Consider the following 16,262-nt stretch of genomic DNA (forward strand, 5'->3'; position numbering starts at 1 on the left):
ATCAGGCTCAGGTAGGGGGCAACGAAGCTCCACTCTTCGTCGCTGACGTCGCTGGGATAGGGCTTTCGAGACATTGCACAAATTTACATTGTGAGAATGCCTCGATGAAAAGTTCATAACACGCTCTAGGCGATCTGTAGCTACCCGATCACGAAATGCCTGTAAAAGGTTGCGAAGCTCCGGATGCTGTTCGGACTTTCCGAATGGAATCTCATCAGGCTTCTCGTGAATTAAGGCCACAACCTTGAGCCCTCGGTTCAAGGCATATTCATATTCCTGTTCTGTGTAACTTATTCCTTGTGCCGTTAATGAACCGTATCGTCCGCCAACGATAAGCAAATAGTAGTCGCAATCATCAATCACACGCTTAATGAACTCAAACTGCTCTTCATCGGCGGCTGGGAATAGCTCCATACCTGCAGGTATGCAATCCAATTCCATCAAAGCTTGAATTACCTTCTGTCGTTCTTCCTTGAGGTCGGCGTAAGTTGAACTGACGAAAACTTGATATCTCTTCTCCACTACGCAATCCTTTGAAAAAAGTCAACTAGGTTTAGGTTAAATATAACGGGCATGCCCAGTTCGCCTAACAATGTACGAACTTGTGGTTCGATGGGAAAAATAGTTTTTGCAGTGTTTAGATAAGCCAAAGAATTTTTATCTCAGTTTTGTTGAGTGCAGCAGACTAATGATCAAGAGACTGCTTCTGGCTAATCTACGAATGTCGCTGTTCAAACCAACGGAGAAATTGTTCAGCACCTTCTAAAGCAATCGATTTTCATACTTCCAACGCTGCAGCATCAGCACGCGAGATGCGACGACTTTGTCGATTTTGTTATGCCTGTGCGTTCATTGAATACTCTTGGTTACCCACCAACCAAAGCAGCCATCAAGAACCATACCCACATCCATACCCGATTTTTTTCGTGAAAAGAAATGAAAAACGGCGCACCGTGCTGCAACACGAAGCGCCGCCCAATAACACCTAAACCGTTGATTTCAAATGATTTATCGAACCATCATGAAACAACGTGAACAGATGCGAAACATCACAAGATCGGTCAGACGTTGAACAGGAAGTTCAGCACGTCGCCGTCTTTCACGACGTATTCCTTGCCTTCGGCGCGCATCTTGCCCGCGTCCTTGGCTCCCTGCTCGCCCTTGTACTGGATGAAGTCGTCGAAGGCGATGGTCTGCGCGCGGATGAAGCCGCGCTCGAAGTCGCCGTGGATCACGCCAGCGGCCTGCGGGGCGGTGTCGCCCACGCGGATCGTCCAGGCGCGCACTTCCTTGACGCCCGCCGTGAAGTAGGTTTGCAGGCCCAGCAGCTTGAAGCCCGCGCGGATCAGGCGGTTCAGGCCGGGCTCGGTCTGGCCCATTTCAGCCAGGAACATGTCGCGGTCTTCGTCGCTCATCTCGGCCATTTCGGCTTCCATCTTGGCGCAGATGGCCACCACAGGGGCGTTCTGGCTGGCGGCGTACTCTTGCAGGCGATCGAGGTAAGGGTTGTTCTCGAACCCGTCTTCGCTGACGTTGCCGACAAACATGGCGGGCTTGGCCGTGATCAGGCACAGCGACTTGAGCAGGGGCTGCTCTTCCTTGCTGACCTCGACCGAGCGCGCGGGCTTGCCCTGATCGAGGGCCGCCTGGATGCGCGTCAGCAGCGCCACCAGCTTGGCCGCATCCTTGTCGTTGCCCGACTTGGCGGCCTTGCTGTAGCGGTTCAGGGCTTTCTCCACGGTGCCCAGGTCGGCCAGGCACAGCTCGGTCTGGATGACTTCGATGTCGGCAATCGGATCGACGCGGTTGGCCACGTGGATCACGTTGTCGTCGTCAAAGCAGCGCACCACGTTGACGATGGCGTCGGTTTCACGGATGTGTGCCAGAAACTGGTTGCCCAGGCCTTCGCCCTGGCTGGCACCGGCCACCAGGCCAGCAATATCGACAAACTCGACGATGGCCGGAACGATGCGCTCGGGGTGGATGATTTCGGCCAGCTTGTGCAGGCGCGGGTCGGGCACCTCGACCACGCCGGTATTGGGCTCGATGGTGCAGAAGGGGTAGTTTTCGGCGGCGATGCCGGCCTTGGTCAGGGCGTTGAAGAGGGTGGACTTGCCCACGTTGGGCAGGCCCACGATGCCGCATTGGAGGCTCATGGCAGGGCTTTCTGGTAATCAGGGGGACAAACGGGCCATTTTAGGGGCCTCCTACAATCGCCCCATGCCGCAAACCTTTGATGTCTGTATCCGTGGGGCTGGCGTTGTCGGCCATACCCTGGCGCTTTTGCTGGCGCGCGAGAAGCTGCGCGTGGCGCTGGTGACCAGCCCGCCGCCGCGCCATGCGGACGTGCGCGCCTATGCCCTGAGTGGCGCCTCGCGCCAGCTGCTGCAAGCGCTGCGCTGCTGGCCCGACCCCATCCACGCCACCGCCGTGACCCGCATGCACGTGTGCGGCGACCAGGACGGCGAAGTGCTGTTCGACGCCACCAGCCAGGGCGTCGATGCGCTGGCCTGGATTGTCGATGTGCCCGCCCTCGAAAATCGCCTGGCCGAGGCCGTGCGCTACCAGCCGCAGGTCGAGCGCGTGGACGCGCCGGTGCCCGCCGCCCTCACCGCCATCTGCGAGGGCCGTGCCAGCAGCACGCGCGCGCAGCTGGGCGCGGGGTTCGACGTCACACCGTATGCCCAGCACGCCATTGCCACGCGCCTGGAGTGCGAACTGCCGCACGGCCAGACGGCGCGGCAGTGGTTCTCGCAGGGCAGCATCCTGGCCTTTTTGCCGCTGGAGGGCGAGCAGGGGAACTCTGTCGCCGTGGTGTGGTCAGTCCCTGCACAGCAAGTGCCAGCACTGTTGGCGCTGGACGATGAAGACTTTGCCCAGCACCTGCACGCAGCCAGCGGCGGCGCTCTGGGGGCGCTGCGCCTGACCAGTGAGCGTGCCGCCTGGCCGCTGCAACTGGCACAGGCCCAGCGCTGGTGCGGTGCCATGGCGCACGACGGCCAAGACGGCCAGGGCAGTTGGGTGCTGGCCGGGGATGCCGCACACAACGTCCACCCCCTGGCCGGCCAAGGGCTGAACCTGGGGCTGGGCGATGTGCAGGCGCTGGCCCGCGTGCTCGGTGAGCGCGCTGACTGGCGCGGCCTGGACGATCTGCGCTTGCTGCGCCGCTACGAGCGCCAGCGCAAGGCCGACATCTTGCCGCTGGGGCTGGTGATGGATGGATTGCAGCAACTGTTCTCGCGCCCTGAGGCGCCTTTGCAGGCGCTGCGCAACTGGGGCATGAACAATTTTGAGCGCAGCGGCCCCCTGAAAGACTGGATCACCCAGCGCGCCATGGGCACGCACTGACGGCAACCACCAACCTGACACCACGGAACGCAATTTTGATGAAACTGATCCCCTCCCTGCTGGCTGCGGCCAGCCTGGGCCTGGCCCTCACTGCCACGGCACAAGAACCCGCCATTCGCAAAACCCTGGCCGAGCGCATTCCGCAACTGGAAAAAATCGACGAAGTGCGCGCCACCCCCATGGGCGGCCTGTACGAGGTGCGCGTAGGCACCGACCTGTTCTACACCGACGCCAAGGGCAACTTCCTGATCCAGGGCGAGCTGATCGACACCAAAGCGCGGCGCAACCTGACCGAAGACCGCATCAACAAGCTCACCGCCGTGGACTTCAATACGCTGCCGCTGCAAGACGCTTTTGCCACCGTGCGCGGCAACGGCAAGCGCAAGCTGGTGGTGTTTGCCGACCCCAACTGCGGCTACTGCAAGCGCTTTGAACGCGACCTGCAAAACGTCGATAACGTCACCATCTACACCTTTCTCTACCCCATCCTGAGCCCCGACTCGGCAGAGAAGTCGCGCAACATCTGGTGCGCCAAAGACCGCAACAACGCCTGGAACGACTGGATGCTGCGCGAGAAAACGCCCGCCGCTGCCAGCTGCGACACCGCCGCCCTGCAACGCAACCTGGCTTTTGGCAAAAAGCACAAGATCACCGGCACGCCCACGCTGCTGTTTGCCAACGGCGCGCGCGTACCCGGTGCCATCGGCGCCGCCGACATCGAAAAACGCCTGGCCGAAGCCAGCGAGACGGCCAGCGCCAACTGATGGCGGCACGGGGCCATCGCGCCCCGCTGCCCCCGCGCCCGGCGCTGCCACCGGGCCTTCTTGCACGGCCAGGCAGCGCTCTTTCGGTGCTGGGGCACTTCTCTGTACCCACCTTGCCCTGCCGCACTCCCCTGCTGCCACTTTCTGCCGCACCGCCATGCCTGACACCCACGACACCGCCTCTGCCCTGCACTACCGCGTAGAAATCGCCGACCTGCACGCCCACCTGTTTCGCGTCACGCTGACCATTGCGCAGCCCCAGGCGCTGCAAACTGTGACGCTGCCGGTGTGGATTCCGGGCAGCTACCTGGTGCGCGAATTTGCCAAAAACCTGCAACACCTGCGCGCCCGGCAAGGCCGCCGTACACTGGCCGTGGTGCAGCAAGACAAGCAGCGCTGGCAAGTCGCCTGCAAAACCGGCCAGCCGCTGGTGCTGGACTACGAGGTCTATGCCAACGACCCCTCCGTGCGCACCGCCTGCCTGGACGCGGCGCGGGGCTTTTTCAACGGCACCAGCCTGTGCCTGCGCGTCGAAGGCCAGGCCGAGCAGCCCTGCACGCTGGAAGTCGTGGCCCCCGAAGCGCCGGAGAATACTCCTGATTTGATAGCTGCTAGCGCCCACTGGCAGTGCGCTACAGGCCTTTTTCCCTTAAAAATTGATGCCAACGGCTTTGGCACCTACCAGGCCGCCGACTACGACGAACTGGTGGACTGCCCGGTGGAGATGGGCCCCTTCTGGAGCGCCACCTTCACCGCCGCCGGTGTGCCGCACCGCCTGGTGGTGGCGGGCGCGGCCCCCTCGTTCGATGCCCAGCGCCTGCTGGCTGACACGCAAAAAATCTGCGAAACCGCCATGCGCTTCTGGCACGGCAAGGGCAAGCCGCCGTTCAAAAACTACCTGTTCCTGCTGCACGCCACGCACGACGGCTACGGCGGCCTGGAGCACCGCAACAGCACCGCGCTGATCTGCACCCGCGCCGACCTGCCCCGCCTGGGCAGCGCCCGCGCCAGCGAGGGCTACACCACCTTGCTGGGCCTGATCAGCCACGAATACTTCCACACCTGGAACGTCAAACGCCTGCGCCCGGCAGAATTTGCCCGCTACGACTACGCCCAGGAAAACTACACCCAGCTGCTGTGGTTTTTTGAAGGCTTCACCAGCTACTACGACGACCTGCTGCTGCGCCGCGCCGGCCTGATCGACGACACCACCTACCTGCAACTGCTGACCAAAACGCTGCACCAGGTGCTGCAAGCGCCGGGGCGCCAGGTGCAAACCGTGGCCCAGGCCAGCTTTGATGCCTGGGTCAAGTTCTACCGCCAGGACGAAAACACCCCCAACGCCACCATCAGCTACTACACCAAAGGCGCGCTGGTGGCCCTGTGCCTCGATTTGGCCCTGCGCCGCGAAGGCCAGACCACGCTGGACGACGTGATGCGCGCCCTGTGGCAACACTGCGCCGGTGGCCCCATGCAAGAGGCCGACCTGCGCGCCGTGCTGCAAACCTGTGCGGGCCGTGCGTTCGACGCCGAGCTGCAAGCCTGGGTTCACAGCACCGCCGAACTGCCCGTGGCCGAATTGCTGGCTGCGCAGGGCATCACGCTGCAAGCCGACACACCGCAGCCCGCCCAGCGCCTGGGCCTGCGTGTGACCGAAAACGGTGCCATCCGCATCAAAACCGTGCTGCGCGGTGGCCTGGCCGAGCGCGCCGGCATGGCCGCAGGCGATGAATGGCTGGGCATCGATGTGCAAGGCCAGGGCTGGCGCCTGGGCAAGCTGGCCGACCTGGCCCTGTACGCGGGCAACGCCAGCCACGTCACGGCCCTCATCGCCCGGGGCGACCGGCTGCTGCGCCTGCCGCTGGCGCTGACGCCGCCCGCCACCAAACCACGCAAAAGTGCCGCGCCAGCGGCGCACAGCGACACGGTTTCCCTGCGCATCACCGACGCGGCGCGGGTAGGGCGCTGGCTGTACAGCACCTGAAGGCACGCAGCGCCAGCCAGCACCACCTGCGCCACAGAGCTTGGTTATAGTGGTCGGCTTGACACAACAACCACTGGAGATCACCTTGGCCTACGAAGTTATTGAAGTGCGCACCGAAGCCGACAAAGTTGGCATCATCACGCTCAACCGCCCCAAGCAGCTCAACGCCCTGAACAGCCAGCTCATGGACGAACTGGGCGATGCGCTCAAGGCCTTTGATGCCGACGAAAAAATCGGCTGCATCATCATCACCGGCAGCGAAAAGGCCTTTGCCGCAGGCGCCGACATCACCGCCATGGCGAAGTTCAGCTTTGCCGATGCCTACAAGGGCGACTTCATCACCCGCAACTGGGAAACCATCCGCACCATCCGCAAACCCGTGATCGCCGCCGTGAGTGGCTTTGCGCTGGGCGGCGGCTGCGAGCTGGCCATGATGTGCGACTTCATCATCGCCGCCGACAACGCCAAGTTCGGCCAGCCTGAAATCAAGTTGGGCGTGATCCCCGGCGCCGGTGGCACGCAGCGCCTGCCCCGCGCCGTGGGCAAGGCCAAGGCCATGGACCTGGCCCTGACGGGCCGCATGATGGACGCCCAGGAAGCCGAGCGCTCGGGCCTGGTCAGCCGCGTGGTGCCGCTGGACAAGCTCATGGAAGAAACCCTGGGCGCAGCCCTGCAAATCAGCGACTTCTCGCAAATCGCCGTGATGGCGGCCAAGGAATCGGTCAACCGCGCCTTTGAAGGCACGCTGGCCGACGGCGTGATGTTCGAGCGCCGCCTGTTCCATTCGCTGTTTGCCACCAGCGACCAAAAAGAAGGCATGGACGCTTTCGTCAACAAACGCAAAGCAGTTTTCACACACCAGTAAAAATTGCACTATAATCTCGTGCTATCGGTGATATAGCTCAGTTGGTTAGAGCGCAGCATTCATAATGCTGATGTCGGTGGTTCAAATCCACCTATCACCACCAAACTCAAAAACCCGCACCGTGCAAACGCTGCGGGTTTTTTCATCACAGGCCCAGCCACTGGATACACACCATGCAACGCTGTACCTCTTCCCACGCACCCCTGCCACGCCACCGCACCACCCACACGCTGCACCTGCTGGCCCTGCTGCTGGCCACCACCGTGGGCGCGCTGGCCAGCGGCCCTGTGCTCGCCCAGGCCCAGGCGCCTGCATTGCCCGCCCCCGGTGCCATGCGCAACTTCCCTGAAGCGGCCCTGCGTGGCACGCTGCACATCGACGCCTCGGGCCAGGCGCATATCAACGACAAAGCCATCCAGATGGCACCGGGCCTGCGCATCTTCAATCCGCAAAACGCCCTGGTGATGCGCCACAGCGTGCTGGGACAAACGTTCACGGTGAATTACCTGATCGAAAAAAGCACCGGCTGGCTGATTACCGCCTGGATCTTGAGCAAGGCCGAAGTGGCCCAGCCGCGCCCCGGCAGCACCGACGTGCAGCGCAACTACCAGTTCGAATCAGACGCTACCGCGCGCTGACACCGCACCAGCCCCGCGCTGGCGCACTGCGGCGCACCACCCCCTTGGCCCCGCGTGCGCCAGCGCCGCAGTGGCGGGTGCTGCCAGCCACGCCACCCGCCGCGCACCCTGCGCCACACCGGCGCCCCCTCTTCCGTTGTTTTTGCCCTTACGCCATGTCCAAAAAAGTCTTTATCAAAACCTTCGGCTGCCAGATGAACGAGTACGACTCGGACAAGATGGCCGACGTGCTGGGCGCCGCCCAGGGCTACGAGCCCACGCAGAACGTGGATGAAGCCGACCTGATCCTGTTCAACACCTGCTCGGTGCGCGAAAAAGCGCAAGAAAAAGTCTTCTCTGACCTGGGCCGCATCAAGCACCTGAAAGAAAAAGGCGTGCTCATCGGCGTGGGCGGCTGCGTGGCCAGCCAGGAGGGCGAGGAAATCATCAAGCGCGCGCCCTACGTGGACGTGGTGTTTGGCCCGCAAACGCTGCACCGCCTGCCCGAGCTGCTCAACGCACGCGCGGCCAAGGCCCGCCCGCAGGTGGACATCAGCTTTCCCGAGATCGAAAAGTTTGACCACCTGCCGCCCGCGCGCGTCGAGGGGGCCAGCGCCTTTGTCTCGATCATGGAAGGCTGCTCCAAATATTGCAGCTACTGCGTGGTGCCCTACACGCGCGGCGAAGAGGTCAGCCGCCCGTTTGACGACGTGCTGGTCGAAGTGGCCGGTCTGGCCGACCAGGGCGTGAAAGAAGTCACGCTGCTGGGCCAGAACGTCAACGCCTACCGGGGCAAGATGGGCGACACGGCAGAGATTGCCGACTTTGCCCTGCTGCTGGAATACGTGTCCGAGATTCCGGGCATTGAGCGCATCCGCTACACCACCAGCCACCCCAATGAATTCACGCCGCGCCTGATTGAAGCCTACGCCCAGCTGCCCAAACTGGTCAGCCACCTGCACCTGCCGGTGCAGCACGGCTCCGACCGCATCCTGATGGCCATGAAGCGCGGCTACACCGCCATGGAATACAAAAGCACGGTGAAAAAACTGCGCGCCATCCGACCCAACCTGGCCATGAGCTCAGACTTCATCGTGGGCTTTCCGGGCGAGACCGAAGAAGACTTTGCCAAGATGATGAAGCTGATCGACGACATCCACTTTGACAACAGCTTCAGCTTCATCTTCAGCGCCCGCCCTGGCACGCCCGCCGCCAACCTGCCCGACGACACGCCCTACGACGTGAAGCTGCGCCGCCTGCAAACGCTGCAAGCGGTCATCAACGGCAACATCAAGCAGATCAGCGAAAGCCGCGTGGGCACGGTGCAGCGCATTCTGGTGGAAGGCGCCTCCAAGCGCGACGCCACCGAGCTGATGGGCCGCACCGAGTGCAACCGCGTGGTCAACTTTGTCGGCCAGCCGCGCCTGGTAGGCCAGTTGGTGGACGTGACCATCACCGAAGCCAAGGCCTACACCCTGCGCGGCGAGGTGCTGACGCGCGCTGCGGACTGACGCGCGCCATAGACTGAGACAGCTGCATCAAAAAAGTGAGCTGCTTGCGCGCACGGGGCAAAGATTTCAACGTGTTTTATACCGCAAAGCCTTGCACAGTGCGCGCGAGCAGCTCCTGAAAAAATAGCACCTGCAACAGCCTCAGTGCTTGGCAGGCGCCGATGGCAGGGGCGGCATCCGGGTGCTGCGCACCGTCTCGCCGGTGATCGGGTGCAAGTAGCTCTCGACCACGGTGCCCTGCGCATCGACCGCATAAAACTCGTGGCAGTTGCCGCTGGAGACTTTGTACTTGACCAGCACGTAGTCCTGGGCGCGAAAGCGCTCACGCGCCTGCGCTTCCGAGATCCACTGCGCGCGCGGCGCATCGGTGCAGACCACTTTCTCGGTGGCGGAACTGGCCTGGGCCGGCGCCGCAGCCAGGAGGGCGCCGCAGCACAGCAGGGCTGCGCCCGCCAGGCCGCGCAGGCCGGAGAAAGACCAAAGGGTGAAAAAAGAATGCGTCATGGCGCGCCACTGTAGGCTGGGCGTCTGAACGCAGGCTTAAAAAACAGCCACTGCCACCGTGCCACCCCCCCCCGCCTGGGCGGCTGATTCTGACCACCAAGCGCCAATGAAAAAACCGGCTGTTCGCCGGTTTTTGCTTTTGTTTTGATAGCTGCTTGCGCGCTCTGCACAAGGGCTAGAGGCACAAAATGCCTCAAACCATCAGAACGGCATCTTGGGCATGCCCGCACCCATGCCTTTCATGCCGCCGAGCTTTTTCATCATCTTCATCAGGCCGCCGCCCTTCATCTTTTTCATCATGGCCTGCATCTGCTCGAACTCTTTGAGCAGGCGGTTGACCTCCTGCACCTGCACGCCCGCGCCGCTGGCAATGCGCTTTTTGCGCGTGGCCTTGATGAGTTCGGGCTTGCGCCGCTCCAGCGCCGTCATGCTGCAAATGATGCCTTCCTTGCGCTTGATTTCGCGCTCGGCCTTGTCCATGTCCATGGCACCGGCCTGGGCCGTGAGCTGCGTGGGCAGCTTGTCCATCAGGCTGGAAAGCCCGCCCATTTGCTTCATCTGCTGCAACTGGCCCAAAAAGTCGTTCAGGTCGAAACCATCGCCGCTTTTGACCTTGGCGGCCAGCTTTTGCGCCGCTTCCATATCGACGCCCGCCGCCACCTGCTCGACCAGCGCCACGATGTCGCCCATGCCCAGCACGCGCCCGGCGTGGCGCTCGGCGTCAAACACTTCCAGGCCGTCGATTTTTTCGGACACACCCGCAAACTTGATAGGCGCGCCGGTGATTTGCCGCACCGACAGCGCCGCACCGCCGCGCGAGTCACCGTCGAGCTTGGTCAGCACAATGCCCGTCAGCGGCAGCGCCTCTTTGAATGCTTTGGCGGTGTTGATGGCGTCCTGGCCCTGCATGGCATCGACCACGAACAGGGTTTCGACCGGGTTCAGCGCGGCGTGCAGCTGCTGGATTTCCAGCATCAACGCCTCGTCAATGGCCAGGCGCCCGGCGGTATCGACCAGCAGCACATCGAAATGGTGCTTTTTGGCGTAATCGAGCGCGGCGTGGGCAATGTCCAGGGGCTTTTGATCGGGCGTGCTGGGGAACCACTCGGCACCGGCCTGTTTGGTGACGGTTTTGAGCTGCTCGATGGCAGCGGGGCGGTACACGTCGCCCGACACCGTGAGCACCTTCTTCTTGCGCTTTTCGATCAGGTGCTTGGCCAATTTGGCCGTGGTGGTGGTTTTGCCGGCGCCTTGCAGACCGGCCATCAGGATGACGGCGGGTGGCTGGGCGGCCAGGTTGATGTCACTCACCCCCTCACCCATGGTGGCGGCCAGCTCGCGGTTGACGATGCCCACCAGCGCCTGTCCGGGCTTGAGGCTGCCCAGCACCTCCTGGCCCAGGGCTTTTTCCTTCACGCGGGCGATGAAGTCGCGCACCACGGGCAGGGCCACGTCGGCTTCGAGCAGGGCCATGCGCACTTCGCGCAGCATGTCCTGCACGTTGGATTCGGTGATGCGGGCCTGGCCACGCATCTCCTTGACGAGGCGCGAGAGTTTGTCGGTAAGGGCGGAGGCCATAGAGCGGTGTTCCGGGTAGCCCCGCGGCCAGAGGCGGCGGCGGGTGGTGGGCCAGGGCTGCGTGCAGCGGGCGAAAGGTAAACTGTGCAGCATGATTTTACCCAGTGCATCCCTGCTCAGTTGGCTGCTTGGACTGGCCGCCGCAGCGGCCTATGCCGTGCCAGCGCTGGCCGCATCGCGGCTACAGGCAGCGGGCGCGCGCAACGCGCTGTGGGCAGCCTGGGTGCTGCATGCGGGGGTGTTGGCGTGGGGCATGCTCGGCGCTACGCCGCGCTTTGGTTTTGCCCCGGCGCTGTCGATCACGGCCTGGCTGGTGCTCACGGTGTACGCCGTAGAGCGCCAGTGGTTTCCGCAATTGCAGGCGCGCTGGGCATTGGCCGCGCTGGGCGCGGCAGCGGTGCTGCTGGCGCTGGTGTTTCCGGGCAAGCCGCTGCATGTGTCGGCTTCGGCCTGGCTGCCCTTGCACCTGGCGCTGGGCGTGGCCAGTTACGGCCTGCTGGCGGCCGCCGTGGTGCATGCCCTGCTGATGGCGCGGGCCGAGCGGCGCATTCGCCTGGCCGTCGATACGCACAGCGGTATGCCGCTGCTGACGCTGGAGCGGCTGACATTTCGCTTCATCACCGCCGGGTTTGTGCTGCTCACGGCCACGCTGCTGGCGGGCATGCTGTTCACCGAGGTGCTGTATGGCCGCGCTTGGCGCTGGGACCACAAGGCGGTGTTCTCGGTGCTGTCGTGGCTGACGCTGGCGGCGCTGCTGCTGGGGCGCTCGCGGTTTGGCTGGCGGGGCCGCAGCGCTGGGCGGTTGCTGTATGCGGGCGCGGCGCTGCTGCTGCTGGCCTATGTGGGATCGCGCTTTGTGCTGGAAGTGGTGCTGGGGCGCAGCGCATGAAATACCTGGTATTGCTGGTGGTTCTGGTGCTGGCCTATGGCTGGTGGCGCAGCCAGCGCCGCGCGCAAATGCGCAGCCACACGGATGCGGCCCGCCAAGGGGCCACGCGCCCCCTGGCGGCACCGCAGGATATGGTGGCCTGCGCGCACTGCGGCCTGCATGTGCCCCGCACTGAAGCACTGGCACACGGCGCCAACCACTATTGCTGCACCGAGCACCGGCCCCCCCATGCCGGCTAACACCGCCCCAGACACCCGCCCCCCGTTCTCGCCCAACCTGGAGGAGACACCGTTTCTGCGGCTGTGGCATGGTTTTTTGACGGGGCGCGTGATGGTGGCACTGGCCCTGCTGCTGCTGCAAGCGCTGGGGCAACTGATCAACCAGAACGCCGATCCCTGGCCGCTGGCGGTGTCAGCGGCCTATCTGGCGGCCACGCTGGCCGTGCGCATTCTGGGGCGCCATGCACCGCCCGAACCGCAGGCAGGGCCGCAGTGGCTGCCCTCGATCGGTGTGGACCTGGCTGCGGTGTGCGTGCTGCAATGGCTACACACCGGGGGCATGAATTTCACGGCCTTGCTCGGCCTGCCCATTCTGATGGCCGCCGTGCTCGGCACCCTCACCCTGGCCCTGGGCACCACCGCCTGCGCCACGCTGCTGCTGCTGGCCTGGGCCTGGTGGCTGGGCGAAACCACAGGCGGCGATGCCTCGCAGCGCTACCTGCAAGCAGCGCTCACCGGAACGGGCTATTTCATCGTGGCCTTTTTGGTGCACCAGCTCTCGATCCGGCTGGTGCGCGAACGGCAAGTGGCCCTGCACAACCGCCGTGCAGCGCTGGTGCAACGCCAGGTCAGTGCGCTGGTCATACAGAACCTGACCGATGGCGTGCTGGTGGTGGACGAGGACAACACCGTGCGCATGGCCAACCCGGCCGCGCGGGAGTTGCTGGGCGACACTGCGGCTTTGCTGCCGCCGTTTTCGTTGGAGCAAACTGCGGCCTGGCACCCCCTGCGTGCCTTGGCGCACCGCACCTTCCAGCAAGATGCCGCACAGGTGGCTGATGTCACCCTGCTCTCGCCCGGTCAAAGCCCGGTGGGGCTGCATGTGCGTGCCTGGCTCACGCCCACCCGCCAGGCGGGGACAGATGTGTCCAGCGAACGTCTGTGCGTGATGTTCCTGCACGATCTGCGCGCCCTGGAGGCGCGGCTGCGCACCGAAAAACTCGCCGCCATGGGCCGCATGTCCGCCGCCGTGGCCCATGAAATCCGCAACCCGCTGGCCGCCATCACCCAGGCCAATGCGCTGCTGGACGAAGACCTGCACGACCCCGCACAAAAGCGCCTGGCACAGATGGTGCGGCAAAACGCCGAGCGCCTGGCCCGCATTGCCGAAGACATTCTGGACATTGCCCGCGTGCAGCACCAGATCAGCCATGCCCCTGCCAGCACGCTGGCACTGGACGAAACGGTGGCACACATCTGGCACGACTGGCAAAGCCACGACCCGGCACGGCGCCAGGCGCTGGTGGCGCTGCAAGCCGACAACGCGCCCGTGGAGTTCGATGCTGAACACCTGCGCCGCGTGCTGGTCAACCTGCTGGACAATGCCCTGCGCTACAAGAGCGACGCCCCCGATGCGCTGCAACTGCACACCCAGGTCAGCGCCTCGGGCCAGGTCAGCTTGCAAGTCTGGAGCGATGGCACGCCCATGGACCAATCGGTGCAAAAGCACCTGTTCGAGCCTTTCTTTTCGTCCGAAAGCCGCTCCAGCGGGCTGGGCCTATACATCTGCCGCGAGTTGTGCGAGCGCCATGGCGCCTCCATCAGCTACCAGCGCCTGGACCGCACCACCGGACGCGGCCCCACCGGCGGCAATGCCTTTACCGTGGGCTTTCGCAAAGCGGGGCGCCTGAAGGGCTCCGCCTCCCTGTTCGACACCATCGTCGTTTAACGAGCCACCTTGCCATGAATGCCCCTGCCGCCTCCATCCTGGTTGTTGACGATGAGCCCGACCTGCGCACCCTCTACGAGCTGACCTTGCTGCGCGAGGGCTACCGCGTGGAAACCGCGGCCACCTTGCAAGAGGCCCGCCAGCAACTGCAAACCCTGCGCTTTGACGTGGTGATCAGCGACATGCGCCTGCCCGACGGCTTTGGCATGGAACTGCTGCAAGACCTGCGCGACCAGCAGCGGCGCGAACGCTGCGTGGTCATGACGGCCTACGGTTCCGCCGAAAACGCTGTCGAGGCGCTGCGCTGCGGCGCCTTCGATTACCTGACCAAGCCGGTCGATCTGAAGCAGTTCCGGCTGGTGGTGGCGTCCGCCGTGCAAGGCAGCGGCGGCGTGCCGCCACCGCGCAGCAGCCCACGCACACCAGACATGCGCAGCGCCAGTGCCGCGCCAGCTCCCCTGGCAGAGACCGGCACCGCCAACACTGCCCTGGAACGCCTGGTGGGCGACTCCGAGGCCATGCGCAACGTCAAACAACGGGTACTCAAAGTGGCCCGGGGCATGGCGCCGGTGCTGGTGCATGGCGAATCGGGCACGGGCAAAGAGCTGGTGGCCCAGGCCCTGCATGCCAGCAGCCAGCGCGCCAGCGGCCCGCTGGTGGCCGTGAACTGCGGCGCCATCCCTGAAAACCTGCTGGAGGCCGAGTTCTTTGGCGCCCGCAAAGGCTCTTACACCGGCGCCACGCAAGACCGGCTGGGCTACTTTCAGGCGGCCCAGGGCGGCACGTTGTTCCTGGACGAAATCGGCGATCTGCCACTGGCCATGCAGTCCAAGCTGTTGCGCGCCATCCAGGAGCGCAGCGTACGTCCCCTGGGCTCCACACAGGAAGAAACGGTGGATGTGCGCATCGTCAGCGCCACCCACCGCGACCTGGCAGCCGATGTGCAAGCAGGGCGCTTTCGGCAAGACCTGTACTACCGCCTGAACGTCATCGAAATCGTCATCCCACCCCTGCGCGAGCGCCGCGAAGACCTGCCAGCGCTGTGCCAGGCCCTGCTGGCACGCATAGCCAGCGAATCTGGCATCACCCCGCCCGCCTTGACGCCTGCGGCGCTCAGCGCCATCGCCAGCTACCCGCTGACGGGCAACGTGCGCGAGCTGGAGAACCTGCTGCACCGCGCCGTGGCCCTCAGCGATGGCGACAAGCTGCACCTTGATGGCATTTCCGGCACGCCTGGCACAGCGCCACCACCGCACACGCCCCCCCCCGTACCGGCACCATCCCCCACGCTGCCCGCCGATGCCGATCTGCCCGACGACCTGCAAGCCTGGCTAGATCAGCAAGAGCGCGACATCCTGGTGCGCGCACTGCACGCCATGGGGTTCAACCGCACGGCCACGGCAGCGCGCCTGGGCATCAGCCTGCGCCAAATCCGCTACCGCATTGCCCGCCTGAACATCGTCGCTCCCCATGACCCCGAACCCTGCGCAGACCAAGACGATGCCCCCTGACACCCCTGCGGTGTGGCACGCAGGCTGGCATGCGGCTGCCACACACCAGCCATCGCCCAACTACGGCCCGCGGCCCGCGCACGCCCAGGTCGATCTGATCGTGGTGCATTCCATCAGCCTGCCGCCGGGCCAATACGGTGGGCCCGGTGTGCCTGCCCTGTTCACGAACACGCTGGACTGGGATGCACACCCCTACTACCAAGGCATTCGCGGCCTGGAGGTGTCGGCCCATTTTTTCATCCGCCGGGATGGCGCGCTCTGGCAATTCGTCGATTGCGACCAGCGCGCCTGGCATGCCGGTGCCTCCAGCTACCGGGGCCGCCAGCAGTGCAACGACGACTCCATCGGCATAGAGCTGGAAGGGCTGGAGGGCGAGTGCTTTGAGCCCGCGCAGTACGCCGCCCTGGCGCGGCTGTGCAACGATCTGGCAGCGCGCTACCCAATTGCCCACATCGCCGGTCATGAGCACATCGCACCCGGCCGCAAACACGACCCCGGCGCGGGGTTTGACTGGCAGCACCTGCAACGCCTGCTGCCCTGGGATGCAGCCCGCTTTCCTGCAGCCACGCACACCCCCACCCAACACCCCTGAGTGCCCGGGCATACGCCCACGCCCGCCTCCCCTGTAGCACCGCAGCCGTCCCACGCCGGGTGGCTGGGCTGCGCCATGGACAGGCACATCGGCGCAGTGCAATACCCGTTCGAGACGCAGAGGCCAGCAGTTGCGACTACACTACCGGTAGT

Annotated in this window: 15 protein-coding genes, 1 tRNA gene and 1 pseudogene; 12 read left to right on the top strand and 5 right to left on the bottom strand. The window is 64.3% G+C overall.

The window, feature by feature from the left end; all coding sequences use genetic code 11:
• The 3 genes and pseudogenes from PHX69_RS16175 to ychF all read right to left on the bottom strand — a co-directional run.
• Positions 1–74: transposase (locus tag PHX69_RS16175; RefSeq protein ID WP_502958452.1), on the bottom strand; the 74-nt coding region annotated here is incomplete at its 3' end.
• 34 nt (positions 75–108) lie between these two features.
• Positions 109–522: pseudogene (locus PHX69_RS16180) on the bottom strand (DUF4062 domain-containing protein); the annotation flags it as partial.
• Positions 523–1,061: 539 nt separating this feature from the next.
• The gene (ychF, locus tag PHX69_RS00970; protein ID WP_119013093.1) at positions 1,062–2,156 is read right to left on the bottom strand and encodes a redox-regulated ATPase YchF; all 1,095 of its coding nucleotides are present in this window, start codon (positions 2,154–2,156) and stop codon (positions 1,062–1,064) included.
• Positions 2,157–2,220: 64 nt separating this feature from the next.
• On the opposite strand from ychF, the gene PHX69_RS00975 reads away from it, so the two are divergent.
• From PHX69_RS00975 to miaB, 7 genes are all read left to right on the top strand, one after another.
• On the top strand, positions 2,221–3,348 hold the full coding sequence (locus PHX69_RS00975; protein ID WP_288041916.1) for an FAD-dependent monooxygenase: 1,128 nt from the start codon (positions 2,221–2,223) through the stop codon (positions 3,346–3,348).
• A 38-nt stretch (positions 3,349–3,386) separates the two neighbouring features.
• Positions 3,387–4,112: a DsbC family protein gene (locus PHX69_RS00980; RefSeq protein ID WP_288041917.1), complete on the top strand. Its 726-nt coding sequence runs from the start codon at positions 3,387–3,389 to the stop codon at positions 4,110–4,112.
• 157 nt (positions 4,113–4,269) lie between these two features.
• A complete protein-coding gene (locus PHX69_RS00985) occupies positions 4,270–6,096 on the top strand; it encodes a M61 family metallopeptidase (RefSeq protein ID WP_288041919.1) in 1,827 nt (608 codons plus the stop codon).
• A gap of 85 nt (positions 6,097–6,181) precedes the next feature.
• Entirely contained in the window at positions 6,182–6,961 is a 780-nt protein-coding gene (locus PHX69_RS00990; protein WP_288041921.1) for an enoyl-CoA hydratase, read from the top strand.
• Positions 6,962–6,987: 26 nt separating this feature from the next.
• Positions 6,988–7,064: transfer RNA gene (locus PHX69_RS00995), tRNA-Met, on the top strand.
• A gap of 70 nt (positions 7,065–7,134) precedes the next feature.
• Entirely contained in the window at positions 7,135–7,599 is a 465-nt protein-coding gene (locus PHX69_RS01000; protein WP_288041923.1) for a hypothetical protein, read from the top strand.
• 155 nt (positions 7,600–7,754) lie between these two features.
• Positions 7,755–9,089: a tRNA (N6-isopentenyl adenosine(37)-C2)-methylthiotransferase MiaB gene (miaB, locus tag PHX69_RS01005; RefSeq protein WP_288041925.1), complete on the top strand. Its 1,335-nt coding sequence runs from the start codon at positions 7,755–7,757 to the stop codon at positions 9,087–9,089.
• A 141-nt stretch (positions 9,090–9,230) separates the two neighbouring features.
• Here the strand turns inward: miaB and PHX69_RS01010 are convergent, their stop codons facing one another.
• Both PHX69_RS01010 and ffh read right to left on the bottom strand, forming a co-directional pair.
• Positions 9,231–9,593, bottom strand: coding sequence for a PepSY domain-containing protein (locus PHX69_RS01010; RefSeq protein ID WP_288041926.1), 363 nt, complete (start codon positions 9,591–9,593; stop codon positions 9,231–9,233).
• A gap of 201 nt (positions 9,594–9,794) precedes the next feature.
• Complete coding sequence (gene ffh, locus PHX69_RS01015; protein ID WP_119013103.1) at positions 9,795–11,171, bottom strand: signal recognition particle protein; 1,377 nt, start codon at positions 11,169–11,171, stop codon at positions 9,795–9,797.
• Positions 11,172–11,262: 91 nt separating this feature from the next.
• On the opposite strand from ffh, the gene PHX69_RS01020 reads away from it, so the two are divergent.
• From PHX69_RS01020 to ampD, 5 genes are read left to right on the top strand one after another with little or no spacing between them, the layout of a single operon-like run.
• Positions 11,263–12,060 carry a cytochrome C assembly family protein gene (locus tag PHX69_RS01020; protein WP_119013087.1) on the top strand — a complete coding sequence of 266 codons (798 nt, stop codon included), beginning with the start codon at positions 11,263–11,265 and terminating at the stop codon, positions 12,058–12,060.
• Entirely contained in the window at positions 12,057–12,299 is a 243-nt protein-coding gene (locus PHX69_RS01025) for a PP0621 family protein (RefSeq protein ID WP_119013086.1), read from the top strand. Before PHX69_RS01020 ends, PHX69_RS01025 begins: the two co-directional genes overlap by 4 nt.
• The gene (locus tag PHX69_RS01030; RefSeq protein WP_119013085.1) at positions 12,289–14,007 is read left to right on the top strand and encodes a sensor histidine kinase; all 1,719 of its coding nucleotides are present in this window, start codon (positions 12,289–12,291) and stop codon (positions 14,005–14,007) included. Before PHX69_RS01025 ends, PHX69_RS01030 begins: the two co-directional genes overlap by 11 nt.
• A gap of 14 nt (positions 14,008–14,021) precedes the next feature.
• Complete coding sequence (locus PHX69_RS01035) at positions 14,022–15,518, top strand: sigma-54-dependent transcriptional regulator (protein WP_288041929.1); 1,497 nt, start codon at positions 14,022–14,024, stop codon at positions 15,516–15,518.
• Complete coding sequence (gene ampD / locus PHX69_RS01040; RefSeq protein ID WP_502958450.1) at positions 15,478–16,110, top strand: 1,6-anhydro-N-acetylmuramyl-L-alanine amidase AmpD; 633 nt, start codon at positions 15,478–15,480, stop codon at positions 16,108–16,110. Before PHX69_RS01035 ends, ampD begins: the two co-directional genes overlap by 41 nt.
• Positions 16,111–16,262: the final 152 nt, after the last annotated feature.

Origin of the sequence: Simplicispira sp. (genome assembly GCF_028687295.1) — a bacterium.
GTDB classification, from domain to species: domain Bacteria; phylum Pseudomonadota; class Gammaproteobacteria; order Burkholderiales; family Burkholderiaceae_C; genus Simplicispira; species Simplicispira metamorpha.